The following is a 26295-nucleotide window of genomic DNA, read 5'->3' on the forward strand; positions in this document are numbered from 1 at the left end:
TGCCGCACAAAGGTCTAAGTAACTCCATGAAAGGCCCGTCGACAGAAGCGCCGGGCCCTGTTCAGGACGCGACAAAGGGCATTGCAGGATGGCCACACCACTCAATGGCAAACTCGTCACGGTTTTCGGCGGATCCGGGTTTTTGGGCCGCCATATCGTCCAGGCTCTCGCCAAGCGCGGGTATCAAATCCGCGCGGCGGTCCGGCGCCCCGATCTGGCGACGCATTTGCAGCCGCTCGGCGTTCCGGGACAGATCATGCCGGTCCAGGCAAACCTGCGCTACCGCTGGTCCGTCGACCGGGCCGTGATCGGCGCGGACGCAGTGGTCAACGCAGTCGGCATCCTGGCGCCCTCGGGCAACCAGACTTTCGACGCAGTACAGGCCTTCGGTCCGCGCGCGATTGCCGAAGCAGCGCGCTCCGCCGGGCTCAGCGCGATCACGCATATTTCGGCGATCGGTGCCGATGCCGACAGCAAATCGGCCTATGCGCGCACCAAGGCGGCCGGTGAAGCCGGCGTTCTGGAAACACTCGCCGACAGCATCATCCTGCGCCCGTCCATCGTGTTCGGTCCGGAAGACGATTTTTTCAATCAGTTCGCCGAAATGGCGCGGTTTTCACCCGTCCTACCGTCGATTGGCGGCGGCGTGACCAAGTTTCAACCGGTCTATGTGTGTGATGTCGCTGAGGCCGTCGCCCGGGCTGTCGACGGGGACCTCACGCCAGGTGCCACCTACGAACTCGGCGGTCCGGAGATCAAAAGCTTCAAGGAGTGCCTTGAGGACATGCTCGAGGTCACCCGGCGTTCGCGCACTTTGTTGCCGATCCCCTTCCCTATTGCGTCTGCCATGGGCAAGGTCATGCAGCTTTTCCCGGGTGCGCCGCTCACCGCTGACCAGGTCGAAATGCTCAAGACCGACAATGTGGTTTCAGAGACCGCCAAGTCCGATGGCCGCACACTGGAAGGCATTGGAATCGAGACGTCAACGCTCGCGACCATTCTGCCCACCTATCTGGAACGTTTCCGCGAGCACGGCCAGTATGATGCGCATCGCGCGGTCTGAAGGGGCCTGACAAGGCAGCAGTGCGGGATCCATTCCGCCTTTTCATAGAGGCATCCGTTGCCGCGTCGACGTGATTCCCCTAGGCTTGAGTGTGCCGGGGGGAGCTCATGTCGCCGATTGCCAAAATAACGATGGTGTTTGTCGTTTTTGTTGACCTACTGGGTCAGGGCCTGGTCTTTCCGATCATCAACAGCCTGATCATGGAGCCGAGCACCTCGATCCTGCCCACGGACACGTCCACCGCAGCGCGTCATTTCGACTACGGCCTCATTATCGGCATCTTCTTTCTGTCCTGGTTTTTCGGCGCGCCCTATATCGCAAAACTTTCCGATCAGATCGGGCGCAAGAACGCCATCCTGATCTGTCTGTTCGGAGCCTTCGCCGGGTATGCGCTGACCATCATCGCACTTTACGTGAACAGCTTCCTGCTGCTCATCCTGGGGCGCGCCATCACCGGGCTGACGGCAGGCAACCAGCCGATTGCCCAGGCGGCCATGGTGGACGGCAGCACCGATGATGAGGATCTCTCCAGAAACATGGGCTACATCATGCTCGGCATCAGTTTCGGTCTCGTGGGTGGACCGCTGATTGGCGGCTTCCTGTCCGATCCGATCCTCATCGGCAGCATCGCGAGCGTCAAACTGCCCTTTTATGCGTGCCTGGTCCTCGTCGCGATCGCGGTTTTCCTGGTGGTTCTCTTTTACAAGGAAGACCCGGCCGACCGGGAAGAGTTTTCGCTGAGGCCTGCGGAATTCTTCGCCACGCTCTGGCGGATCAAGGACTTTCCGCTCGTCATCCGGTTGTCGATCGTGCTGTTCTTCTTCCACCTGGCCAACGTCACCTTCTACGTCTTCGTCGACAACTATCTCACCAGCCGGTTCGGATATGGTGTTCTCGGCAGCAGCTTCGCCATGATGACGATCGGCGCAGCCATCGCGATTTCGAGCACATTCCTTGTGGTTCCGGCGCAAAAACGGTTCACCAAGGAACGCATCCTCGCGGCAAACTTCATTGTCTGGATCCTGGCGACGGCGGCGTTCATCCTGTCTCCGGACGGGCCTTTGACCTATGTGCCGATCTTCTGTTTCTTCTTTATTTTCGGCATCGCCTATCCGACCCTCTTGTCAATCTTTTCGGCGTCTGTCGGTGCAGAAGAACAGGGTTGGGTCATGGGTGTGACCATCGCGGTGTTCACATTCAATGCGGGCGTCATGTCGCTGGTCGGTGGGGAGCTGATCGGGATCAATCTCGACCTGCCATTCTATATCGTGATCACCTGTGCGCTTCTGGCACTGGTGGTGATGTTCCTTCTCTGGAACAAGCCGGAAGTGAAGGCCTTGCTGCGCAAGACCGGCGGCTGACATTTCCATGCCAGCCACCGGATCCGTTCATATCCAGTAATCCGCGCCCACTCGATCCCTGTGGAGCTTCTGGTAACCGCGTTCTGTCCGCATGAGGCCAATGTCCCGCAACTCCTCTTCATTCAAATGAGAAAGGGCACGGGCAGTTGACCTGCTGCTGAAATACCTGCGGAACTCATCGGCACATGCACGAAGAGCGGTAAGCAGAATGCCGCGGCTTTGCGCACGGCTGCGGAAAACGGTCTCAACTTCATAGGTCATCTCTCTTCTCCTCGGGGTTCGTCTCCCCCATTTCCTGGGGACAAGGAGACAATGACAGGGCAATCCTGACAGCTGTGAGTCAGGTTTGATCTCGTTCTGTTCCAGAGATATGATTTTTTTTCGAACCAACCGGCCAAGGCTGTTTTCATGAACCCGATTGAACGTGCGCTCGGCATCCTGTTGCTGCTGACAGGCGGTAAACTTGTCCCCGCAACGGTGCTCGCCGAACGGTTCCAGGTGTCGCTCAGAACGATCTACCGCGACATCGACAGGTTGATTGCACTCGGCGTTCCGGTCGATGCGGAGCGCGGCGCCGAAGGCGGCTACCGGCTGGCGAGCGGATATATCCAGCCGCCTGTTGCTCTGACACGCAACGAGACGGCGGCTCTTCTGGCCGCGATGGCACTGGTGCGCAGCAGCCGGACTGTCCCGCTCGCCGACGAACTGACCTCGGCGGAAAAGAAACTGCTGGCCTCGCTGCCGAAATCCGTCCATGGCCTCCTGAAGGAAGCCGACCGGATCGTCGGCATCGAACCGATCCCAGCCGATATCTTCCATGCCGGCACAAAGGCGGAGCCAACCGAAGACTGGCAAACGGCGCTGGACGGTTTCATGGCCGGCATCCTGGACAGCAAGCGGGTCAGATTTGATCACGTAAATCCGTCGCGCAATGCCGTGAAAGCTCATGATGTGGAACCGTACGGTGTCATGTTCGACCGGGATCTCTGGTACCTTGCGGGGCGCTGCGTCGACACGGAAATGGTCAAGGTCTACCGGGCGGACAGGGTCCGGAACCTTGAAATCAGCGGCCTGTTCTTCCGGCCCGACAAGGATTTCTCGATCAAGACCCTGCTTGGCGGGGCCTGGCTTTCCCAGGCCATGCGGCGCTGGGAACAGGAAGAGGAAATCGCAAAGATCCTGATCACCTCCGAACAGGCCAGAAAGCTGAGCGCGGACTGGTACTACCGTCACGCGGTCTTCACACCGGCGGCGGATGGCAGGATCCTTGTCCGCATTCCAAGCACCGACCGTGCCCGTATCCTGCCACTGGTGCGTTGGCTGGGCCCGGGCGCGGAACTGCTGTCACCCGCAGGATTGCGGCTGGAGCTCACAGGTGAACTGGCGGAACTGAGCGCGCTCTATGCGGACGGCAAGCCGCGCAAAACGTCAACCTAGGAAATAGAGCCCTGCAAAGCCGGCAAGTCCGACAAAGATCCGCCACCAGGCAAAGGGTGCGAAGCCGTGTCTTGAGACGAAATCCAGCAGCTTCCTGACGACGAAAACCGCGGACACAAACGACGCTATGAAACCGATCGTGATGATTACGGCGTCGTCGGCTGAAAGGACATTCCGGTTCTTGTAAAGATCGTAAGCGAACGCCCCTGCCATGGTGGGCATGGCCAGGAAAAACGAGAACTCGGCGGCAGAGCGCTTGTCTGTGCCCATGAGCAGCGCACCGGCAATTGTGGCCCCGGAACGCGAGACGCCCGGAACCATGGCAAGGCACTGGCAAAACCCGATCTTGAGACAAAGCGACAACGGGTACTCCATCACGCTGGTGTAGCGCGGCCTCAGCGGCAACCGGTCGATCCACAAAAGAATGACGCCGCCGACAAGCAGCGTGGTGCAGATCAGGGCCGGCGTTTCAAACAGGACCTCCTTGATGAAACCGTGCAGCAGAACGCCAATGACTGCGGCCGGCAGAAAGGCAATCAGGATGCCGAAGACGAAGCGGCGGCTGGTGGCATCGCTTGGAAGCGTGACCGCAAGATTCCAGAGCCTGCCGAAATAAACCGACAGGATCGCCAGAATTGCGCCGAGCTGTATCAGGACCTCAAAGGTTTTTCCGGTGCTTTCAAATCCGAGAAAATGACCCAGCAACAGGATGTGCCCAGTGGAAGAAACCGGGATAAACTCCGTCAGGCCTTCAACGATCCCCAAAATCAAAGCGCTGACAATCGTTTGGCCGTCCATTTTGTGATCTGTCTCCCGTGGGATTGCTAAAATTCGGACTGAGCAGGTGGATCTTGCGACTCAGGCACGGCCTGACGTGTGCTTAATTGCAGAACCAAAGCGGCAACGTCAAACCCTTGATAACCATATGTGAGGCAAACTCAGACCATAATTCCTGTGTCCTTACCCTAGTCTTGCCACAGTTCAGGCCCTAAACCCGTTCATGCTGACGCTTTACCATCATCCGTTTTCACCGTCGTCCCGGTTCATTCGGCTCGTTCTGAGCGAATATGGCGCTGCATTTGAAGAGCAGCATGTCGACCCCTGGGATCGGCCCCAGCAACTGTTGATGTTGAATGCTGCAGGAACCGTTCCGGTCCTTGTGGAGAACGATGGTCCGGCGATCTGCGGCCCGGGGCCGATCATGGAATATCTCGACGAAACGCGGGGTTATGCGGTTGCTGACCGGCGCTTGATGCCGGACCACCCTGAAGCCAGAGCGGAAACACGGCGGCTGGTGGAGTGGAGCCTGATGAAATTCGACCAGGAAGTGGTCGGGCACCTGGTTCGCGAACGCATTTACAAACAGATCATGCCCAAGTCTGCCGGTGGCGGCGAACCCGATTCCGCAGCCCTGCGCGTTGCCCGGGCAAACATCCACCACCACCTGAAATACTTCGGTTATCTGGTCGCCTCGCGCCGCTGGTTGGCAGGCGACCGGCTGTCCTTTGCCGATTTTGCCCTTGCAGCGGGGCTTTCCTGCGCCGACTATCTGGGGGAAGTGCCCTGGAGCAACGAAGAGGACGTCAAAAGCTGGTATGCGCGCGTCAAATCACGCCCCAGCATGCGTCCGCTCCTGGGTGAGAAAGTACTGGGCATGCCGCCCGCCGCATCCTATGCGGACCTGGACTTTTAAGCACCCGTTGTCGACGACTTGGACAAGAAAACCCAAAAGCTTCTGGCTGACCTTGAAAACAAGGCAAACACACTCGGTTTCGACCGTCTGAAAATCGCTTCTGCCGACAGTATCCCGGACGCTGGAGAGCACCTGCGTGCTTTCCTCGATAAGGGCTACCACGGAACGATGGGCTGGATGCAAGAGACCGCCGAGCGGCGTACCGCACCGCGTTCCCTTTGGCCTGAAGCCCGCAGTGTGCTCATGCTGGCGATGAACTACGGGCCGGACGACGCCCCGGAAAACCATCCTCTGAAGCATCTCGAGGATCCCGGTACCGGCGGCATTTCCGTTTATGCACGTCACCGCGATTATCACGATGTCATCAAAGGCCGCCTGAAAGAACTGGCGGGCTTTCTGATTTCTCGGGCCGGTGGAGACGTCAAGGTTTTCGTAGACACAGCGCCGGTCATGGAAAAACCGCTCGCTCAGGCCGCCGGGCTCGGATGGCAGGGCAAGCACACCAATCTGGTGTCCCGCGAGCTTGGTTCCTGGTTTTTCCTGGGATCCATTTTCACGACGCTGGAACTGCCCCCAAGCGGCAGCGAAGTCGATCACTGCGGGTCCTGCCGCGCCTGCCTCGAGAGCTGCCCGACCGATGCCTTTCCGGCTCCCTACCAGCTCGATGCGCGACGCTGCATCTCCTATCTGACCATCGAACATGCCGGCGCCATCCCGCACAAGTTTCGCACGGCGATGGGCAACCGGATATATGGCTGCGACGATTGCCTTGCGGCCTGTCCCTGGAACAAGTTTGCGAGCGCGGCGCGCGAAGCCAAGCTTGTCGCGCGGGACGAGCTGAAAAACCCCGACCTTGCCATGCTTCTGGAGCTGGACGATGCCGCGTTCCGCAAACTCTTTTCAGGATCGCCGATCAAGCGCATCGGGCGAAATCGTTTCCTGCGCAATGTCCTGATCGCTGCGGGCAATTCCAATCGTCCGGACCTGGCTGACAAGGTTGAACGCCTTTTGGAAGACCCCGATCCTTTCGTCCGGGGGGCCGCGGTTTGGGCGCTGAGCAAGCTCGCCACCGACAGCCATTACAGGTCGCTGAAAGCCACCGGCATCGCCACTGAACACGACGAGCGTGTTCTGGACGAGTGGCGGCTCGGCGAAACCTAGAATTCTCAGCTCCGGATTCGACGTCACAAAAAGAATGCGCCATAGTCATGGAACGGCCTGAGACAAACAACTATATCTGAGCGGACCGTTTTCCGACGGTCTATTCTGATCATCCGATTTGGAGCCAAAACATTGTTTTTTAAGCCCACAACTCCATCCATATCCCGACCGGTCGGCCAACGTTCGAAGGTGCTGGCGCTCAGCACGGCAATGGTGCTGATTTCGGGCACCGCATTTGCTCAGGACACAGGCAAGGCTGCGTTCGACGCTTATGCCGAGGGTCTGAAAAAACTGGGCCTGACCTTCGAAAACGGTTCGGTCGACTATGATGCCGGAACCGACACGCTGACGCTTACGGACAGCAAGCTTTCCCTCAGCGGCACAATCAAGGACATCCCCAAAGAAGAAACCGATGTCACGGGCAACGATGGCCCGACGGATATCGATCCATCCAAGCTGACGGATCTGAACTACGAGGTCTCGATCAGTTCCGGGACGGTTACCATCACCGGGCTAACCCGCAACGACGACACCTACACCTCCGAGAAGTGGGTTTACTCGGACGACACGGCGCTCGTGGTCAGCGGTGAAGCAGAAGGCGAAGGCCGTCTGAAGATGGAAGGACGCCTGTCCGGCATAACGGCGACGAATTACGAATTTGTCCTGCCGGAGCTGCCCGCCGAGGATCCCGCCCGTCAGGTCAGCCGCTGGCTCCCGTTCGTGAAAGCCTCCTTGCTGACGTCCTATGACGAAGTCAGGGTCGACAGCTCCGGGATAACCATCGAAGCCTACGGGACGGAAAACGGAGAGGACACACTGGTGCTTTCCGGCACGGTGCAAATGGACGGTTACGTGCTTGCCGGTGCAAGAGACGGCCGGGTCGACGAATATTCGATCGATCAGGTCACGCAGAACATACAGACGCTGGACCCGGCTTCCGGCGAGATGCTGACGCAAACCACCAGCCAGGGAAAGACGATCTACAACGACATTGACATGGCAGGGTTCTTCGATCTGTTCGACCCGTCTGTTCCTGAAAGTGGCCAGGAAAGGACCCTTCTCGGATCAGGATCGGCTGTGGATTACAAATCCACCCAGGAGGTTGGCGACGGTATAACCATCAAGATTGAAGCCGACCGCGCGACGCTCGACAACGTCACGATGGTCAAGCGTGAGAATGATGTGCTTGGCCTGCTTGACGATCTGCTTGACCAGAAGGCTCCGTCTCCTGAGGAGCTGATCACCGACATTTTCCAGTTCTATCGCTCCTTTACGCTTGGGGATGCGCGCATCAGCGGTGTGTCAGTCATCGTGCCCATCGGACCGGGCCTGGAATCGGCAATCAAGATCGAAGAAATGGCGATGACCAATATCGGGTCCAGCGGCATTGGCGAGATGATGCTGGTCGGCCTCGACGCACCGAACCTTCCAGAAGGCGCTTCCGTGAAGCTTGACTGGGCCGCGATCGGCGACATTGAGTTCGCCGAATACACGCCGATGAAGGCCATGATCGCGACCCTCATGTCTGACCCGAACTACGGCGAGGACAACCCGATCGAAGTTGCGCGTGCCTTTGTGCCGAGATCCTTCGCCTATGAACTCGAAGGCCTGGACGTGACCATTCCGGATGTGGGCCAGACCGCAATCGGCAAGGCCGAAATGACGATCTCGTCGACCGTGCCGCCGATCCCGACAAGTCTCCACGTCAGGAGCGACGGCATTCGCGTGCCTGTCAGTGTGATCGACGAACCGGAAGCGCAGGCACTGTTCCAGGCTCTGGGACTGGACACGGTAGTCTGGTCCGATGAGACACGTTTCTACTGGGACGAAGCAACGCTTGAACTGCGCCTTGAGCGCCTGATGGTGGATATCGAAGGTGTCGGCCGGGCGGAGGCGTCTGCGCGCTTCGCCAACGTTCCGAAGGCTCTGTTTGAAGATCCGGAAGGGCAAGGACAGATAGCGGCGATCTCCGCTCAGTTCGTTGACGCTTCGCTGTCCTTCAAGGACGCCGGACTGGCTTCCAAAGGCCTTGAACACTTCGCGGAAGCCCAGGGGCTGCCGGCAGAGGTCCTGCGTGAAGTTCTGATCGCGCAAGCAACGGAAGCGACAGCGCCGATCCAGAACGAAGCCTTCACCAAGATGGTCACGGACGCGGTTTCCAAGTTCCTGAATGACCCGAAGGACCTGAGCGTGACACTGGCTCCTGCCAATCCCGTGCCACTGGCACAGATCCTCGGCAGCATGGCAGCGCCTCAAACGCTTCCGGATCTTCTCAACGTGAAGGTCGTGGCGAACTAAGCCATAAAGCGTTATTGAAACGAAAAGGGCGGCCAAGGGGCCGCCCTTTTTTCTAGTGATGACGTTTTGCTTTGCGCTCCTAAATTTGCAAAGTCGCCGAGCAAGTGAAGCCACGAAAGACAAGAGAGACTAATCTTTCCAGGTTTACCGAAAAGGCATATGCCTCCCTCTCGTCAACTCATGTTTGAAGGCAAGAACAACGCGATCTGCGGGAACAGGATCAGGATGATCAGGCAAACCAGCATGGCGAACCAGAAAGGTAAAACACCGCGGAAGATTGTGGCCATTGGAACATTGGCTGCGACACCCTTCACCACAAAGACATTGATACCGACGGGCGGCGTAATCAGTCCCATCTCGATAACGATAACGGCAATGACGCCGAACCAGATCGGATCGAAGCCGAGGCCTGTGATGATCGGGAAAACGACCGGGAGTGTCACAACAAGCATGGCAAGGCCGTCGAAGAACATGCCGAGCACGATGTAGGCTGCAAGGATCAGCAGCAGAGTCTCAAATTTACCGAGACCCGACGCCAGCAGCCAGTTCGCCAGCGTATCCGGGATGTGGGTCAACGCCAGAAACGGCCCAAAGACATGTGCACCAATGATGATTAGGTACAGCATTGCCGTCATTGTGACGGTCCCGCGCAGGATTTCGGGAAAGGCTGAGAACTTCACTTTGCCCGACAAGACCGCCAGCACAGTAACAAGACCAGCTCCGACACCCGCAGCTTCCACCGGAGTGAAAACACCGGCATAGATGCCACCAATGGATATCAGGATAACCAGGATCAATGGCAAGGCGGCAAGTGACGCCAGTCCTTTCTCGCCGAGCGTTGTTTTCGGCCCGGCGGGGCCCTGCGCAGGTTTGAGCCAGGTGACGCCAATGATCACCAGAATGAACAGCAGAGACAGCAGGATGCCTGGAAGAACTCCCGCAATGAAGAGTTTGCCGATACTTTCCTCTGTCAGAATGGCGTAAAGCACGAACCCGGTTGACGGCGGGATCAAGATGCCGAGCGTGCCGCCAGCGGCGACCGAGCCTGTTGCCAACCCATCAGCGTAGCCGTAGCGCTTCATCTCGGGCAAGGCGACCTTGCCGATCGTGACCGCTGTTGCAACCGAGGATCCGCTGACTGCCGCAAAGGCAGCACAGCCAAGAACCGTGGACGAAGCGAGACCGCCCCGCAAGTGCCCGACCCAAGCATGGGCGGCATCATAAAGGCGCTGCGAATAACCAGCCGCTCCGGCAACATTGCCCATGAGGACAAACAGAGGAATGACCGATAGGGAGTAGGACGACACGGAGGAATAGGTTTCCGCCGACATTGTCGAGATCGCGGCCCGATAGCCATCCATGTACCAGATGCCACCAAAGCCAACCATCAGGAGGGCCATTCCCACAGGTATGCGTAGCCCAAGGCACAGGAAAAGGGCGGCGATGCCCCAAACGCCGACAACCGTGTCACTCATAGCCGCGCACTCCGGTCCGGAACTGACGCCAAAGCTGGAGCAGCAGTACGAGGATATAGAGACCCATGCCCGCGCAAATCGCGGCGTATGCTGTCCAGAGCGGCAGTTCAATCATGTTGGTGACGTCTTCATACTCGACGGCATCGAGCATCTTGTCCCAGGCTTTTTCAACCAGCATGTAGAGGACGCAAATACCGAGCAGACGGGCGAAGATATCGCAGATGTAACGGCCAAGCTCACCAAGGCGCGGGTCGAATATGTCAACGCGAATATGCTGGTTGGTCAGGGCGGTGTAGGGCATGGCCAGCATCACAACAAAGACCATGCCCAGCTGAACGATTTCCTGACTGCCAAGCAGAGGTGCGCTCAGCACGTATCTGAAGAACACCGAAACCATCACGAGAACCATCACACCGCACAGGATCAGTCCACTGGCGAGCGCGGCGAGAGCGAGGACGCGTTCAGGGAGACCCTGAACGCTTTTTTTTGACGTCTGCTCGGCCATCGGACTTACTGCCGCAGCGCGTTCACATAAGCACCGGCGTCGACGCCGTCGCTTTCAAGTTCTGCAACGACTTCTTCGATCAAGGCGTCGGTTGCGGCGTTGAACTTGGCAGCTTCCTCGGGGCTGAGTTCGATGATTTCCTTGCCCATATCCGAGAAAGCCTTGAGTGCACGCTCTGCACCGGCGGCCTGAGTCTTTCGTCCTGCTTCCGACAGGGTTGCACCGGCGAGACCTTCCAAGACAGCCTGTTTTTCTTCACCGAGGTCTTTCCAGCTGTCCCGGTTCATGACCAGCATCATCGGAGAGTTGGTGGAGTTCATGCCCGTGGTCACATGGTTCGCGACTTCCTTGAGTTTGAAGCTGTTCAAAACTGATGCGTCCACCAGGACGCCATCAATGACGCCCGTTGCCAGAGAGTTGTAAACCTCCGTGATCGGCATGGAGACAGGCGTCGCCCCCCACGCAGCGGCAACTCGGCCAACATTTTTGGACGGTACGCGGATCTTCAGACCCTTAACGTCCTCAAGCGAGCGAATGGGTTTGTTCGCCGTCATCAAAACGCCCGGGGGATTGGACCAGAGTGCAAGCAGCTTTGTGCGGCGAAACTCCTTGGAAACCTCGTCAATATTGTCCCAGAAAGTTGCCGTCACGTCCTTGCCTGCCGGGACGACACCCGGCAGCTCCACCAGGAGCGTCTTCTTGAATTGTGAAGCCGTGTATCCCGGCAAGGCCAGGGTGATATCGGCGACACCGTCAACGGCCCGGTCATATTGCTTTGCCGGCCCGGCGCCAAGCTCGCCACCCGGATAAATGCGGATCGTCAGGTCTCCACCACTCTTTTCGGCAATCTGCTCCGAGAGGGGGGTCATGAGCTCCACATGCAGTGGGTACTTTGTCGATGCAAAATGGGCGAGTTTCAGTTCTTCCGCTTTCGCTGAGTAAGCGGCCAAAGACATGGCAATGGCCGCAGCGCCGAGCGCGAGTTTCCGTTGAATGGACATATGCTCCTCCTTCAGTGTCGGGATGTGAGGTTGCGGGCTAGTGCGGGCTGGTTCTCTCGATTGCGATGTTCAGGAGAACCTGACGTTTTTCCGTCGTGGCGACCTGGATTGCCCGGTCCAGGGCCGCCGGAAGCGCATCGCCTGCCGTAACCGTCTCCGTGTAGGCGCGGCTGGCTTCGGCAGTCTTGGTAAAATCTGGGCTGGGTCTCAGCGAGGTGAGCGGGACGTCGTTGGATTGTCTTGCAAGACCGCCCTTGTAGAGTCCTTCCGCGGAGTGACGAACGGCCCCCCATTCCTCGTTGTTGAGAACAAGGACGATCAGGGGCAGTTCGAGCGCCTCGGCCACCTGGTGACACACGGTCGGGTTAGCAAACATGTAGCTGCCATCGCCCATGGTCGCGATGACAAGGCGATCACGATCGGCGAGCTGTGCACCCAGAGCCGCAGGAAGACCCCAGCCAAGACCACCTGAATGCGGTTCCTGGAAGTAGCTGAGATGATCCTCAAGTTCGAGTGGTGGCAACGGGCAACCAAGTTCGTGAAAGACAGAGGCTTTTCTGCCCGTGATGGCCCGCCCGAGACAATGGCTGACCCATTCCTTGCTCATTGGCGAGCCGTTGCCGCTCTGTGCATGCTTGCGTACCATTTCGCGATCAGCAGCAGCTGCCGCTTCAACCCGCGCGCGGCGTTGCGTCAACAGTACGTCATCCCGCGGATGAAGGTTCACGGCGTCAATCAGGTCGAGAATGGTGGGTGCAAGCTCACCTGCGAGCGCGACGTCGGCTGGAAAATTGCGGACGGGCGTACGCGAAAAGAGAGGGTCGGGACCCAGCTGGATAACCTTGACATCCTCGCGAAGGGTTACCTGATCCGGCCACCAGGGTGCCAAGGCGTTCAGAACCAGAATGACGTCGGCTTCGCCCAGGAACGCATTCGGGTTCCAACCGATATGCATCGGATTGGACATTGGAATTGCGATCTGGTTTGCCCAGTAGTGGGATAACGGCAGCGACCAATCCTGGACGAATTCAGAGAGCGCGGCGAACGCTTCCGCAGAACCAGCACCGCGCTGTGCAATGATCAGCGGGCTTTTTGCGGTCGCCAACAGTTCCGCCGCTTTGGCAAGTGCCTCTTTGTCGGGCGCTGTGAAGACTGGTGTCATGGAGGAGGCTGCGGCCAGACCCTCCGTAGAGGTCTCCTCACACAATACCTCGCGTGGAAGACTCAGGTAGACAGGTCCCTTGGGTGTCGAATTTGAAATTGCCCAGGCCCGGTCGAACAGGTCTGACACCTGCTCAGGAAACCGCAGTTCGTAATCCCACTTGGTGCATTCGCGCACAAGTGAGGCCTGGTCGAACATTTCCTGGCCCCAGCCGATTGGAACAGTGCGGGCCCCGAAACGCTCCTTTTCCATCACGGGCGTTCGACCGGACATGAGAAACATCGGGATCTGGTCACACCAGGCATTGATCGCACCGGTGGCACCGTTGGAGAGGCCGACATTGGTGTGCAACATGACCGACTGCATCCGGCCCGAAATCTGGTAGTAACCGTGCGCCATACCCATCGCCAGGTTTTCGTGGGGGCAAACAACAGGCGTCGGCAGATCAATATTCTTCCGGTCCGCCTCGATCAGTCCTTCGATGATCGGCGGAAAATCCGTACCTGAATTGGTGAAGACATAGTCGACCCCAAGGGCCTTGAGTTTGCCAAAGAGAGCCCCTCCGGCCCGCACGCTGCCGGGTGCACCCGTGGTGGATTTTTCGAGCATTTTGATCTCCGGATGATGATCCCGGATGGTTGTCCGGGAGATGTCACATCAGATCGGGTAGTGCTGGTTCGGGTCCTCGATGGTGATCCAACGCAGCTCAGTAAATTCGTTGATCGCCGCTGTTCCACCGAAACGCCCGTAGCCCGAGGCCTTGGTGCCGCCGAACGGCATATGCGCTTCATCTCCAACTGAGGGACCGTTGATGTGTGCGATGCCCGTTTGCAGTCGTTTGGCGACTTCGAAAGCGTGCCTTGTGTCCTTGCCGAAGACGGATGCCGTCAGGCCATAGGGCGTGTCGTTGGCGATTTCGATGGCGTGGTCTTCATCGCGCGCCCGCATGACAGTCGTGACCGGCCCGAAGCTTTCGGCGTGGTAGATGTCCATCTCGGGCGTTACACCAGCCACGATCGTCGGCGGCATGATTGTGCCTTCTTCTGGAGCGCCTCCGCAAAGGAGCTCAGCACCCTTTTCCAGGGCGTCGCCGATGAGGCGGTTGACATGGTCGATTGTGTCCCGGTCAACAACGGACCCGATATGGATCGTTTCTTCAGGCCGACCTGTTTTCAGGCTTTTGGTTTTTGCAACAAACGCTTCGATGAACGTGTCGGCAACGGCCTCGAGAACGATGATCTTCTCGGTCGACATGCAGATTTGGCCTTGATTGAAGAACGCACCGAAGGCAGCAGCGTTCACGGCCCCAGAGATGTCCGCATCCTCGAGAACGATCTGTGGCGCTTTTCCGCCAAGTTCCAAAAGGCAAGGCTTCAGGTGTCTCGCGGCGCGCTCCGCAATGATCTGACCAACACGAGTTGAACCGGTAAAGTTGATGCGCCGGGTGAGGGGATGGTCCACCAACGCGTTCACCACTTCGGGACCGTCAGCGGCTGAATGCGTAATGATGTTGAGAACGCCGCCTGGCAGACCGCCATCTTTCATGCAGTCGCCGATCAGCCGATGTAGGCCGGGACACTTTTCTGATGCCTTCATCACAACGGTATTGCCGCATGCGATTGGCATTGCAAAACTACGCACGCCCAAAATGACGGGAGCATTCCAGGGGGCCATTCCAACAAGAACGCCGATCGGCTGACGGTAACCCATGGCCAGGGTGCCAGGCTTGTCAGCCGGAATGATCTCGCCCTTGATCTGCGTCGTTAGCGAGGCTGCCTCGCGCAACATTCGCGCAGCCAACATCACGTTGAACCCGATCCAGGCCATCGTCATGCCCAGTTCCCGGGATCCGAGCTCGGCGATTTCCCCTTTGCGCGCCTCAAGAGCGTCCGCGCAGGAATTGAGGATTGTGCGCCGTTGATTGGGAGAGGTCTCCGACCACGATGGGAATGCCTTGTCGGCAGCCTGGACCGCGAGATCGACTTCGGCCGATTTACAGGCGGTTGCGACGGTTACGATCTGCGAGGTCACCGGATCCCTGCGCTCAAAGACAGCGCTTTCTTGCGAGACTAAATCCTCATTCGCGATCAGCGCACTAACGGCGCGGACATTTGACATCTCTTCCTCCAAATCTCAATTAATAAGATTTATTTCTCACTATTTGACATATGCAGATTAGATTGTCAAGCGAGTGCGAATGGTTCAAAAGGAAGAAACCCCTCGCAGACGACAACGAGAAGAGATCTAGGACATGAGCACACCCCTGAACGGATCCGTTCTGAAGGCTTTCTCGATTCTGCGACTCATTACGCCGGAGCGTCCCGAAATCTCCGCAAGTACAGTGGCTTCCGAGTTCGGGATGAACACAGCGACGGCGCATCGCTTCTTGCTGACGCTTGAAGAAAGCGGTGCCCTGGTCAGCTATCGCCGGGGGTATTTTTCACTGGGAGCTGGTATTCAGGAACTTGGTCGACTTGCGGAAATCACCAACCCGTTGGCGATAAAGTTGCAACCAATCGTCTCGGATCTCGCCCGCAAACTTCATGAATCCGTGATGGTGTGCCGTCTGGGGCGGAAGGGGCCGACCTGCATTGCAGTTGCGCCGTCAGACCGGCCGCTCACCGTGAACATAAACGTGGGAACTGTTCTCCCGATTGGGGTTACAGCGCAAGGACGTCTGTGGCTCGCAAACATGTCGGAAGAAGACGTGAAGGACTGGCTGGAAGGTGCCGCAGAGCCGACGGCGCCAGAGCTGGAACAGATCAAGGCGCAAGACTACGCGCGCAACAGCGGCGAGAACGAACCGGACATCGGTGCGCTTGCCGTGCCGGTGCGCGGCAGGAACGGTGAGGTTGCCCTCACACTTTCAACATTTGGAATGCTGAGCCGGTTTGATGACGAAATGGTTGAAAATGCACTGCCGATTCTAAAGGCCGCGGCGGCTCAGATTCATCTTTGACCTGAGCCGGCAACACACGGCAGTTCAATCGGCCGATTGCTCTACCCGCTTCTTCAACGCGTCCAGCGTTTTCGCATAGGACGGCTCGATCCAGTCCGAATTCCAGAACCAGAGCCCCAGACCTCGATCAATTTCGTGCTGGATAACCTTCGTGCCGCCGTCAACCGGTTCAAGCAGCCATTGATGATCGAAAGTCAGAAGCCCAGGAACACCGCCGGTCTGCCTTAGTTCTCTGGACGGTGTGATGGTGACAACCGTCCCTGTCATTTCAAGCAGATTGCCGTTCGGATCACGAACCTTGTAGGCGAGCTTCGCGCCCTCGGAATAGTCGCCATTGGCCTCGACAAAAACCGGGTTCCATTCGGGGTAGGACCGGGTGTCGAGCAAGACGGCCCAGACGGCCTCGGCGGGAGCCTCGATCATGGTCTCCACGTGGAACGTTTTTTTGGTCAGGAACGCGCCGGCGATCGCAGCGATGGTGAGCGCGGGAATGCCCCATTTCAATACGGTCAGAACCATCACATGTACCTGTCGAACCAGCCCATGACCTCTTCGGGATGGGTTCCGAGATAGTCGTAGGCTGCAAACCGGCTTTTCGCCAGATCAAGCAGCATCATGTCCTTTTCCACACTCAACGCGTCATAGTAGTCGCGCACCATGCCCATTTCCGTCCACGGATCGTTGGAGTTCTGAACGACCAGGGTGGGCACCGTCACCTTTGGTGCGTCTTTGACGAAGTCGGGCGTGGACATGTCAAAACCAAGCCGCTTTTCGCTAACCTTTTCACCGGACCGGGCCATGAAACCGGGCATGCCAAGCGCCTTGATGAAACAGGTATAGAGAAGAGGTTGAACCGCGACCATCGCCTTGAGGTTCGTCCGTCTGCCCAGCCCATTCTCGCGGCCGAATGCGTAGGTGGTCGATGCCGATCCCATGCATATGCTGAGCAAACCGATCGATGCGTCCGGGAACCCTGCCGTTGCAAAGTCCACCGCCGCGATCACGTCCTTGGCTTCTTCCGGGCCCCAGCTCACCCAGGGGATGGTGCCGATGTCGCTCTCGCCATGACCGCGCAGGTCATACATGAGAACAGAGTATCCCTGGTCGACAAGGTATTTCGCCTGGCGCAGGAACTTGATGTCCTGCTTCCACGGTGCGATCGGGCCGTGGCCCTTGGGGGTCCAGCCGCCGCGGTTGCATTGGACGCCGAAATGGCTCTGGACGATCACCTTGCCGGTCCCGCCCTTGATCAGCCAACCGCGAAGCGTGACGCCATCTTCTGCCTTGAATTCCACGTCCTCATAGTCGAGCCCATGGGCCTCCGGGCTGTCGAACAGCGGAGACTGAAAGGGCTTGACCATCATGTTCGAAATCATGTTCCCAAACATCGTCCAACTCCTCACATATGTGCATCGTACCAGGCGAGCATCTCGGCTGGCTTTTGACTGAAATAGCGATATCCCTCGTATCGAACCGGCGTTCCTTCAATCCAGAGCAGTTTCTTGTCGGCGGTCGGCAATCTCTCAAAGATGCCTTCGGCATCGGAGGGTTTTGTGGTCATGTCGTCTTTGACCTGAACGAGCATGGTCGGGCAATTGACCGCGTGAGCCCGGGCGATCGCATTTGAATCCGTGTGCCGGAAGCTGGAGTAATAGGAGTAGCGCTCATTAAAGCGCTCCACGGCATTTTCGACGCCATTGTCGATCAGTGCTCTTTCTATGAATGGCGCAGCCGAAAGCGGCTGCAGGGCGATCATGCAGACAATGTCGGCGAACTCTTCCGGGTGCTTCTCCATGGCGATGAATGTTGAGTTGCATCCCATGCACAGGGAGTGAAGGGCAATCTTTGCGTTGGGGAGCTTCTGGCGCGCGTACCGGACCGAGCCGATGACATCGCGCCATTCGATGGCGCCAACCCCGGTTATGTTGCCTGCCCCTTCAGCGGAATGACCATGCCCGCGCAGGTCATAGGCCAGGACGTTGTACCCGGCTTCATGAAGCGCTTTGTAGGCCTCGACAAAATTGACCTCGAACCCGCCCTGACCGGTCCAGGGCTCAAGATGACCGGGATAGCCATAGCGATTTGCACCAATGAAGTGGTTGCAGATCACCAGCTTGTTGCTGCCTTCGGATGGGATGAACCAGCCGTCCAGCATGACCCCGTCCATTGCCGGGAAAAACACGTCCTCATACGCCATGCCGTAGTCGGACGGCCTGCGCAGAATGGGTGTCCGGAAAGCGTAGCTGACACCCTTTGCGATCTGATCGATCAGGGCATCTTCTTGTGATCTGTCCATAGCTGGTTCCTTCAATTCGGCGCGTGAGGAGCGGAAAGGAAGCATTCCTGCAATCACCGCAGTCGCACCTGTTTTCAAAAACTGTCTGCGATTTGGGAGCATCTAGCTTGTCAACTTTACAAGTTTATGTTCTGTGTAAGACTGTATTTGACATTCTAACAAGACTTGTCAAGTAGCAAGATTCAATTTATGTGGGTTCTATGACCGAAATTCAGTCCAAGCCGTTGAACGAAACAGAAGAAAAAATTGTCGAGGCAGCCATCAGATGCTTCGTGCGTTTTGGGGCGCGCAAGACGGCCATGGCTGATATCGCTGCCGAGGCAGGCGTCTCAAGGCAAACGCTCTATGATCTTTTTGGCGGAAAGGATGATCTCATCCGCGCCTCGATCCGGGTGATCACGGATCGCAACCTGGCAGCTGTCAGAGGACGACTGGACGCATGCGAGACATTGTCGGAGAAACTGGACGCCTACTTTGCCGATACGGTGATAAAGAGCTTTGAACTTCTGCAAACGGCTGGAGATGCGGAAGATCTTGTTTCCGGGCACAACGCGGCAGGTCGCGACGAGATCGCGCGCTCTCACCAACGCCACGAGGTGTTGGTGCGAGAGTTGCTGATCCCCCACGAGACAGCGCTTGGTGCGAATGGCCTGACCGTTGAACAACAGGCGCATCTGTTCGTGACGACAGTCATGGCGTTGAAATACGGGGCCACAAACCGAAAGGACCTCGATGAACTCCTGGCAACGCTCAAAGTGAACGTCTTGACCGTGGCGAAACAAAATCAAGCAAATCTGTGAGTGCGTGAGGGAAACCGGTTTTCCGTTTCAAGTCCATTGTGATCTGCACGTCATCAGATGGAGACAGCGCTGCACGATCTCGCATTGGTAGCGCGAAATTCAGGGTTTCAAAACCAAAAAAGGCGGCTCTGGGCCGCCCTTTTTTCTAGTGATGACGCATTTACTCCGCAGCCTGTTGATGCTGCGCCGGCCCGATGCGCGCGGCGCAGAACTTGAATTCCGGGATCTTGCCGAACGGATCAAGCTGTGGATTGGTCAGGAAATTTGCCGGTGCTTCGAAGAAGCAGAACGGGATGAACAGCATCTCCTCCGATACATCCCGGTCAGCGCGCAGAGTCAGGGTGATCGCACCGCGGCGGGTCTCAACGGTGACCTGCTGGCCGATCTCCAGCCCTGCCATTTTGATCGAGCGCGGGTTCATGGACACGACAGGCTCCGGCTCAATGGCGTCGAGGACGGCGGCACGGCGCGTCATGGCCCCCGTGTGCCAGTGTTCAAGCATGCGGCCCGTCGTCAGCACGAGCGGGAAGTCCTCGTCCGGCAACTCGTTGGGCGGCACCAGTTCCGTCGGAACGATCTTGCCGCGGCCATCCGCAGTCGGGAAGGACTGTCCAAAGAGGATCTCGTTGCCGGGCTTGTCCGGCGCATCTGCCGGGTAAGTGACGGTGCCGTCGCGCTCCAGACGCTCCCAGGAAATGTTGTTGAGCGAGGCCATGTGCGAGCGCATTTCCTCATAGATGGCCGGAACACCGTCATAGGACCAGTTCAGTCCGAGGCGGTTGGCGATTTCGATGAGAATTTCCCAGTCGGCGCGTGCCTCGCCGGGCATCGGCACACATGGGCGGCCGATCTGAACCTGGCGGTTGGTGTTCGTGTATGTGCCAAGTTTTTCCGCGTGCGCGGACGCCGGCAGAATGACGTCAGCATGCCAGGCTGTTTCCGTCAGGAAAATGTCCTGAACAACCAGGTGCTTCAGCGTCGAGAGCGCCTTGCGGGCGTGTGTCTGGTCCGGGTCTGACATGGCCGGGTTTTCACCCTGCACGAACATGGCTTCGATGCCGCCGGCCAGAATGTCGTTCATGATTTCAACGACCGTGAGACCACGGACCGGATCAAGGGTCCTGCCCCAGGCATCTTCGTACTCGCCGCGGATATCCGGATTTTCCACCGACCGGTAGTCGGGGAAGACCATCGGGATAAGACCGGCATCAGAAGCGCCTTGCACGTTGTTCTGCCCCCGTAAGGGGTGCAGGCCCGTACCTGGGCGGCCAATCTGGCCGGTGGTCAGCGCCATCGCGATCAGGCAGCGGACATTGTCGGTGCCATGAACATGCTGGGAAACGCCCATACCCCAGAAGATGATCGACCTGGCGCTGGTCGCATAAAGCCGCGCCACTTCCCGCAGGGTTCCGGCGTCGATGCCGCAGACCGGTTCCATGGCTTCCGGTGTGAAGTCACGGATCTTTTCTGCAAGCGCTTCAAAGCCATCGACATGGGCCGCGATATACTGGCTGTCGTAAAGCCCCTCGGTGATGATCACGTTGAGGATCGCGTTGAGCATCGCGACATCGGTACCCGGCTTGAACTTCAGGCCGTAGTCGGCGTGCCGCATCAGGTCCTGGCCCCGTGGATCCATGACGATCAGCTTGGTGCCCTTCTTGGCGGCCTGCTTGATATAGGTCGCCGCGACAGGGTGGTTCTGTGCAGGACGCGCTCCGATGACAATCATGCAGTCGGCATCTTCAGCGGCGTTGAACGGTGCCGTCACCGCACCGGATCCGATACCTTCCATCAGAGCTGCCACGGAAGAGGCGTGGCATAGCCGCGTGCAGTGGTCGACATTGTTGGTCTGGAAGCCTTGGCGGATCAGTTTCTGGAACAGGTAGGCTTCCTCGTTGGACCCCTTTGCCGACCCGAATCCGGCCACACCCGCTCCGCCCTTGGCGTCGAACGCGGCTTTCAAACCGCTTGCCGCGCGGTCGAGCGCTTCTTCCCAAGAGGCTTCACGGAAGTAGTCGAGATGATTTTCCAGCGTCATTGAGATGTCGCCGCGTTTGGGTGCATCGTCGCGGCGGATAAGTGGCTTGGTCAGGCGCTCGGGGCTCGAGACATAGTCAAAGCCGAAACGGCCTTTCACGCAAAGCCGGTTTTCATTGGCCGGCCCGTCACGGCCCTCGACCTTCACGATCTTGCCCTCCTTCACCGAAACGGATGTCAGACAGCCGACACCGCAAAACGGACATACGCTGTCGACGGTTTCCTCGGCAAAGACCTGCCGGACCTTGCCGGCATCGTCCAGAAGGCTCTTTTCCATAAGCGCGCCGGTTGGGCACGCCGTCACACATTCACCGCAGGCAACGCACGTGGAAACGCCCATTGGGTCGGCCAGATCGAATACCGGCGCCGTATGGGAACCACGGTCTGCCATGCCGATCACGTCGTTGACCTGAACCTCACGGCAGGCACGTTCGCACAAGTTGCAGGCGATGCAGGCGTCCAGGTTGACAGCAATCGCCGGGTGCGAAATGTCCTGTGCCGGCTTCTCACAGGGTGCAAATCTGCTTTGCGTCACACCGATTGCGTCGGACCATTTCCAGAAATCACTTTCCGGATCGGGATGCGCGTCCCGGCTCGGCTGATCGGCCGCGAGCAACTCGAACACCATTTCGCGCGCCTTCGATGCCCGTTCCGTTTCGGTCTTGACCACCATGCCTTCGGAGGGCATGCGGATGCAGGAAGCTGCGAGGGTGCGCTCGCCATCGATATCGACCATGCAGGCACGACAATTACCGTCAGACCGATAACCAGGGGCGTCCTTGTGGCACAGATGCGGGATGGCGACGCCTTCACGCTTGGCCACCTGCCAGATGGTTTCACCTTCCTGGGCGATGACGTCCTTGCCGTCGAGGGAGAAAGTGATTTGCTGCGTCATTGTTGGCTGTTCCCGGCTAGATTTGAAAGGCTGTCACCTTCCCAACGCATATAGGTTTTTTCCGTGTCGAGCGCTCCCAGTCGCGCATAGAGCTTTTCCGCACCGGAATTTGCGCGATCGACAGTCAGTTCCAATCGAGGCATTCCGCGTTTGCGTGCTTCTCCCGCACAGCTGCGCAGCAATTCCTCACCAATGCCCTGCCCGCGTGCGTTGTCACGCACGTAAATGTCCTTCACGAACAACGATCTTTGCCCCGCGCCTCCAGAGGGAAAGATAGGCGTTGCGGAGAGATGACCGATAACGACGCCCGTCTCGTCTTCCGCCAGCAGGAAAACGGCATCCGGCTGTTCTTCAATCCAACGCTCGATCCGGGAGCACACCTCGGATCTTGGATGGTTGCCGTCACCGCCGTAGTGCTGTTCCATCTCCACAAACAGATCTGCCAGTGTCTCCGCGTCGGAAGTCACCGCCGGCCGAATTCTCATTTCTCGAATTCCTCCGGGAAAAACTTCAGCACTGAGGCAACCGGATTGCCCGCTGCCTGGCCGAGACCGCATATCGATGCGGAGCGCATGACGGCGTCGAGATCGGCGATCTTTGCTTCATTCCAGTCATTGTCTGCAAGAAGATGCTCCATCTTCTCAGTTCCAGAGCGGCAGGGCGTGCACTGGCCACAGCTTTCATGCTTGAAGAAGCGCATCAGATTGAGTGCCACGTCGCGCATGTCATCCTGGTCGGAGAAGACGACGATGGCGTGGCTGCCGATGAAGCAGCCGTGCTTGTCCAGCGTGCCAAAATCGAGCGGCTCGTCGGCAAGTGATGCCGGCAGAATGCCGCCCGAAGCGCCACCAGGCAGGTACCCCTTGAAGGTGTGGCCATCTTCCATACCACCGCAGAACTCTTCCAGCAGCTCGTTCATGGTGATCCCGGCAGGCGCCAGCTTCACGCCCGGTTCCTTGACCCGTCCAGAAACGGAAAAGGACCGGAATCCCTTGTGATCCCGCCGCCCCTGGGACGCGAACCACTCCGGCCCCTTTTCGACGATGTCGCGGATCCAGAACAGGGTCTCAACGTTGTGGTTGAGCGTCGGACGGCCGAACAGGCCAACCTGGGCGATGAAGGGTGGACGGTGGCGCGGCAGGCCGCGCTTGCCCTCGATCGACTCGATCATCGCGCTTTCTTCGCCGCAGATATAGGCACCGGCCCCACGTCGCAATTCAATATCGATGGTCGTGATGATGCCTACCGAACGCAGTGCCGCAATCTCGGCTGCCAGGATATCAAGAACAGCGGGATACTCGTCTCGCATGTAGAGATAGATCCGGTCGGCGGCAATCGCATGCGCTGCAATCAATGCCCCTTCCAGAAGCCGGTGCGGATCGCGTTCCAGGTGATACCGGTCTTTGAAAGTGCCCGGTTCGCCCTCGTCACCGTTGATGGTCAGATATTTCGGACCCGGCAGATCGTTGACGATCTTCCACTTCGTGCCGGTCGGGAACCCGGCGCCGCCCAGACCGCGAAGACCGGCTTCCAGGGCCTTGTCCGCAATCGCGGCGGCATCCAGTTCTCCGGCGCGGACACGCTCAAGCAGCTTGTAGCCACCGTCGGCCCGGTATTGATCCAGCCGGATGCAGTCGGGAATGACAGGGCTGCTCAGCCCTTCAAACAAGGCTGCGCGAACAGACATTTCGTTGGCCTCATCGATCGCGCGCTTGCCGACCTGAACGGCCGGGGCACCGGCACAGCGACCAATACATGGCACCTTCTGGATGCGCACTTTTGCGGGATCGACACCGCTCTCTAGTGCCGCCGCCAACGTGTCGGCTCCCTTGATCGAGCAGGCGACGCTGTCGCAAACCCGAACCGTCAGCGGAGCAGGTTTTTCTTCCCCTTCCCGGACAATGTCGAAGTGATGATAGAAGCTTGCAACTTCATAGACCTCGGCTTGCGACAGACGCATTTCTGCCGAAAGTGCCTTCAGGTGACGGGCCTCCAGACAGCCATAGGTGTCCTGAATCTTATGAAGATATTCAATCAACAGATCCCGCCGGCGCGGTTCATCGCCTAAAAGCGCCTGAACCTCGTTCAGTGCCGCATCTTCCAATTGACGCCCTTTTGGCTGGGACGGCTTTCGTGAAAGCCCCTTGCCGAAAGACATTGGCGTTCCTCCTAAACGTCTGAAGCACGCGGAATTTTCGCGCGTGCCTGCAATGATCCGGTGTCTTTGTGACACGCCGAACCGGTCCCGGTTCACACGTAGTCAATCAAGTTGGACCGGATGCTAACGTTGGAATTATGCCTTGTCTGTTTGAAAAACGACAACGTGACTTCAAATGCTGACGCTTTGAGGATGCCGGCACCGATCTGTCAGGCTGTCAGATGCGAAAATGCGGCAACCACGCGCTCATAAACGGGACGCTTGAAGGGAACGATCAATTCCGGCAGGCGTTCGGCATGTTCCCAGCGCCAGTCGCCGAATTCCGCCGAATGCCCGTCCGGTGGGGTCAGGATGTTGATCTCGTCATCTTCCCCGTTGAAGCGATAGGCAATCCACCACTGTGCCTGGCCGCGATACTTGCCGCGACGCGTCTTGCGCACAACCTCATCGGGATAATCATAGGCGAACCATTCCGGCGCCTGTTCAAGAAGCGTCACGGACCTTATCGAGGTTTCTTCGTAAAGCTCCCTGCGGGCCGCGCGTTCCGGATCCTCACCCTTGTCAATGCCACCCTGAGGCATTTGCCAGGCGAACTCGTAGTTGGACGAACTGCCGCCATCGTCGCGGCTACCGATCCAAACCTTGCCTTCCGCGTTGATCAACATGATCCCGACGCAAGGACGATAGGGCAACCCTCCGGAAGGCTCAGGAAATCCCGGACCGAGAGCACGCTTTGTCACTTAGATACCTACCTGAAAAATTACACTACCGGTCGATGGTGGCACTGACCGGGACGAGCTGCAAACCGCGCTGCTCCAGATCGCGCACCCATTTTTCCAACTGCCGAACCGTGACCGGCAAGGCGGAACCGGCAGCGACAGCCACACCCCGGGATCTGGCGATACTCTCAAGCTGCAAAAGTTTTGCGTCAATGTTGTCCTCCCGAGGAACCTCATCAAGGACGACATCAACACCGCTAAAGGGAATAGCCAAATCCGCGGCGGTTTCGCCAGCCAGGCTGCGTGAGGACGTGCCGTTGTCGACGAACATCAAGCCACGTGTTTTCAGCTTTTCCATCAGATACTGCATGGAGGGCTTGGTGGAGGTGAAGCGTGCGCCCATATCGGCGATCGTGCCGACATAGTTTGTTGCCCTGGTCAGCAGGAAAGCCAATCTGTCCAGCATTTCAGCCGGCTGCAAGCTCACAAGAAGCGTGTGCGGACCCGGGTCATTGTCGGGAAAATCAAAGGGCTCCAACGGTAGCTGCAGCAACAATTCGTGGCCCTTCAGACGCGCCTGCTGCATCCACACGTCCAGGTCTTCCCCGTAAGGCGCCAGTGCAAGCGTGATGTCCGCCGGAAGACTGTCGATCGCGTTCTGCGTTCCTGTCTCGCTGAGACCGACGCCATTCAGAATGACGGCGATTTTCGGAATGGACGAAAACTCGGTAACAACCGGACGCGCGTAGGCATCCAGGGGCCGGACACCAGCGTCGCTGACTTTCGGCAGGAAACCGTAGTCGGAGCGTTCGCTGACCCTTGTATCGGGATTGGCAGACAGGCTCGTGACGGGTGCTTCTACGCCACTCCCATCCGGCCGCTCAACCATTTCGTAGCGGGGTCCGAGATAATCCTGATTTGAATCCGGCCTGAGGTTCGGACCGAGGTCGCCGCCTATGCCCGGACGGATCTCGACGACTTCAATGTCTTGCGAGGTCACGCCTTCCACTGTAGCGTCGAGTGGGATAACGGCGACCGGTTCGCCGCCGAGCGGGTCATCGACAACCGCAACCCAAATGAGCGTCGTGGTCACGAATACGCTCAACAAACCGGCACCAATGAGACCAAACGGCAGCCTGACAAGCCGCCGTTTGCCCATCCCTAGGGGAGCAGTGAGATCTTCGCTCGACATACCGTCCTGAGCCTTTTGTCCGGCATGGCGCCGGAGTCATCTTCGTTTTTGGGATACGCAGAACGAGAACGGAAGTGTTGCGC

General features: G+C 58.3%; 23 protein-coding genes. 8 read left to right on the forward strand and 15 right to left on the reverse strand.

The genetic code is table 11. From position 1 onward, the window contains the following. Positions 1-88 precede the first annotated feature (88 nt). The gene (locus RBB47_RS28315) at positions 89-1063 is read left to right on the forward strand and encodes a complex I NDUFA9 subunit family protein (RefSeq protein ID WP_305989286.1); all 975 of its coding nucleotides are present in this window, start codon (positions 89-91) and stop codon (positions 1061-1063) included. A gap of 107 nt (positions 1064-1170) precedes the next feature. Then, positions 1171-2424 carry an MFS transporter gene (locus tag RBB47_RS28320; RefSeq protein WP_305989287.1) on the forward strand — a complete coding sequence of 418 codons (1254 nt, stop codon included), beginning with the start codon at positions 1171-1173 and terminating at the stop codon, positions 2422-2424. Between the two features lie 27 nt (positions 2425-2451). Here RBB47_RS28320 and RBB47_RS28325 read toward each other — a convergent pair whose 3' ends face one another. Further along, entirely contained in the window at positions 2452-2685 is a 234-nt protein-coding gene (locus RBB47_RS28325) for a DUF1127 domain-containing protein (protein ID WP_305989288.1), read from the reverse strand. A 147-nt stretch (positions 2686-2832) separates the two neighbouring features. On the opposite strand from RBB47_RS28325, the gene RBB47_RS28330 reads away from it, so the two are divergent. Next, a complete protein-coding gene (locus tag RBB47_RS28330) occupies positions 2833-3861 on the forward strand; it encodes a YafY family protein (protein ID WP_305989289.1) in 1029 nt (342 codons plus the stop codon). Here RBB47_RS28330 and RBB47_RS28335 read toward each other — a convergent pair. Continuing rightward, entirely contained in the window at positions 3853-4659 is an 807-nt protein-coding gene (locus RBB47_RS28335; protein ID WP_305989290.1) for an undecaprenyl-diphosphate phosphatase, read from the reverse strand. The genes RBB47_RS28330 and RBB47_RS28335 overlap by 9 nt on opposite strands. A gap of 202 nt (positions 4660-4861) precedes the next feature. Here RBB47_RS28335 and RBB47_RS28340 point away from each other — a divergent pair, with 202 nt between their 5' ends. The 3 genes from RBB47_RS28340 (at position 4862) to RBB47_RS28350 (ending at position 9013) form a co-directional block, all read left to right on the forward strand. Further along, positions 4862-5554, forward strand: coding sequence for a glutathione S-transferase family protein (locus RBB47_RS28340; protein ID WP_305989291.1), 693 nt, complete (start codon positions 4862-4864; stop codon positions 5552-5554). Between the two features lie 18 nt (positions 5555-5572). Beyond that, a complete protein-coding gene (gene queG, locus RBB47_RS28345) occupies positions 5573-6715 on the forward strand; it encodes a tRNA epoxyqueuosine(34) reductase QueG (RefSeq protein ID WP_305989292.1) in 1143 nt (380 codons plus the stop codon). Between the two features lie 132 nt (positions 6716-6847). Further along, positions 6848-9013, forward strand: coding sequence for a hypothetical protein (locus RBB47_RS28350; protein ID WP_305989293.1), 2166 nt, complete (start codon positions 6848-6850; stop codon positions 9011-9013). Between the two features lie 173 nt (positions 9014-9186). On the opposite strand, the gene RBB47_RS28355 is transcribed toward RBB47_RS28350, so the two are convergent. From RBB47_RS28355 to RBB47_RS28375, 5 genes are read right to left on the reverse strand one after another with little or no spacing between them, the layout of a single operon-like run. Continuing rightward, entirely contained in the window at positions 9187-10488 is a 1302-nt protein-coding gene (locus RBB47_RS28355) for a TRAP transporter large permease (RefSeq protein WP_305989294.1), read from the reverse strand. Then, positions 10481-10993: a TRAP transporter small permease gene (locus RBB47_RS28360; protein ID WP_305989295.1), complete on the reverse strand. Its 513-nt coding sequence runs from the start codon at positions 10991-10993 to the stop codon at positions 10481-10483. Before RBB47_RS28360 ends, RBB47_RS28355 begins: the two co-directional genes overlap by 8 nt. 5 nt (positions 10994-10998) lie before the next feature. Beyond that, on the reverse strand, positions 10999-11994 hold the full coding sequence (locus RBB47_RS28365; RefSeq protein ID WP_305989296.1) for a TRAP transporter substrate-binding protein: 996 nt from the start codon (positions 11992-11994) through the stop codon (positions 10999-11001). A 37-nt stretch (positions 11995-12031) separates the two neighbouring features. Further along, positions 12032-13765 (reverse strand): thiamine pyrophosphate-requiring protein, encoded by a 1734-nt coding sequence (locus RBB47_RS28370; protein WP_305989297.1) that lies wholly within the window; start codon positions 13763-13765, stop codon positions 12032-12034. A 48-nt stretch (positions 13766-13813) separates the two neighbouring features. Next, on the reverse strand, positions 13814-15274 hold the full coding sequence (locus RBB47_RS28375) for an aldehyde dehydrogenase (protein ID WP_305989298.1): 1461 nt from the start codon (positions 15272-15274) through the stop codon (positions 13814-13816). A gap of 133 nt (positions 15275-15407) precedes the next feature. Between RBB47_RS28375 and RBB47_RS28380 the strand changes: the two genes are divergently transcribed. Then, the gene (locus tag RBB47_RS28380; RefSeq protein ID WP_305989299.1) at positions 15408-16115 is read left to right on the forward strand and encodes an IclR family transcriptional regulator; all 708 of its coding nucleotides are present in this window, start codon (positions 15408-15410) and stop codon (positions 16113-16115) included. Positions 16116-16139: 24 nt separating this feature from the next. Here RBB47_RS28380 and RBB47_RS28385 read toward each other — a convergent pair whose 3' ends face one another. From RBB47_RS28385 to RBB47_RS28395, 3 genes are read right to left on the reverse strand one after another with little or no spacing between them, the layout of a single operon-like run. Next, positions 16140-16634, reverse strand: a complete 495-nt coding sequence (locus RBB47_RS28385) for an SRPBCC domain-containing protein (RefSeq protein WP_305989300.1) — start codon at positions 16632-16634, stop codon at positions 16140-16142. Continuing rightward, a complete protein-coding gene (locus RBB47_RS28390) occupies positions 16634-17503 on the reverse strand; it encodes a S9 family peptidase (protein ID WP_305989301.1) in 870 nt (289 codons plus the stop codon). The genes RBB47_RS28385 and RBB47_RS28390 overlap by 1 nt, the downstream gene beginning before the upstream one ends. An 11-nt stretch (positions 17504-17514) precedes the next feature. Beyond that, the gene (locus RBB47_RS28395; protein WP_305989302.1) at positions 17515-18411 is read right to left on the reverse strand and encodes a S9 family peptidase; all 897 of its coding nucleotides are present in this window, start codon (positions 18409-18411) and stop codon (positions 17515-17517) included. 200 nt (positions 18412-18611) lie between these two features. On the opposite strand from RBB47_RS28395, the gene RBB47_RS28400 reads away from it, so the two are divergent. Beyond that, entirely contained in the window at positions 18612-19211 is a 600-nt protein-coding gene (locus RBB47_RS28400; RefSeq protein ID WP_305989303.1) for a TetR/AcrR family transcriptional regulator, read from the forward strand. A gap of 160 nt (positions 19212-19371) precedes the next feature. Here RBB47_RS28400 and fdhF read toward each other — a convergent pair whose 3' ends face one another. The 5 genes from fdhF to RBB47_RS28425 form a co-directional block, all read right to left on the reverse strand. Beyond that, on the reverse strand, positions 19372-22143 hold the full coding sequence (fdhF, locus tag RBB47_RS28405) for a formate dehydrogenase subunit alpha (protein ID WP_305989304.1): 2772 nt from the start codon (positions 22141-22143) through the stop codon (positions 19372-19374). After that, positions 22140-22628 carry a GNAT family N-acetyltransferase gene (locus tag RBB47_RS28410; RefSeq protein ID WP_305989305.1) on the reverse strand — a complete coding sequence of 163 codons (489 nt, stop codon included), beginning with the start codon at positions 22626-22628 and terminating at the stop codon, positions 22140-22142. Before RBB47_RS28410 ends, fdhF begins: the two co-directional genes overlap by 4 nt. Continuing rightward, positions 22625-24301 carry an NAD(P)H-dependent oxidoreductase subunit E gene (locus tag RBB47_RS28415; protein WP_305989306.1) on the reverse strand — a complete coding sequence of 559 codons (1677 nt, stop codon included), beginning with the start codon at positions 24299-24301 and terminating at the stop codon, positions 22625-22627. The genes RBB47_RS28410 and RBB47_RS28415 overlap by 4 nt, the downstream gene beginning before the upstream one ends. A gap of 209 nt (positions 24302-24510) precedes the next feature. Further along, positions 24511-25041, reverse strand: a complete 531-nt coding sequence (locus RBB47_RS28420; protein WP_305989307.1) for an RNA pyrophosphohydrolase — start codon at positions 25039-25041, stop codon at positions 24511-24513. Between the two features lie 25 nt (positions 25042-25066). Further along, a complete protein-coding gene (locus RBB47_RS28425) occupies positions 25067-26212 on the reverse strand; it encodes a divergent polysaccharide deacetylase family protein (RefSeq protein ID WP_305989308.1) in 1146 nt (381 codons plus the stop codon). Positions 26213-26295: the final 83 nt, after the last annotated feature.

Source organism: Roseibium sp. MMSF_3544, from assembly GCF_030732845.1.
Taxonomy (GTDB): domain Bacteria; phylum Pseudomonadota; class Alphaproteobacteria; order Rhizobiales; family Stappiaceae; genus Roseibium.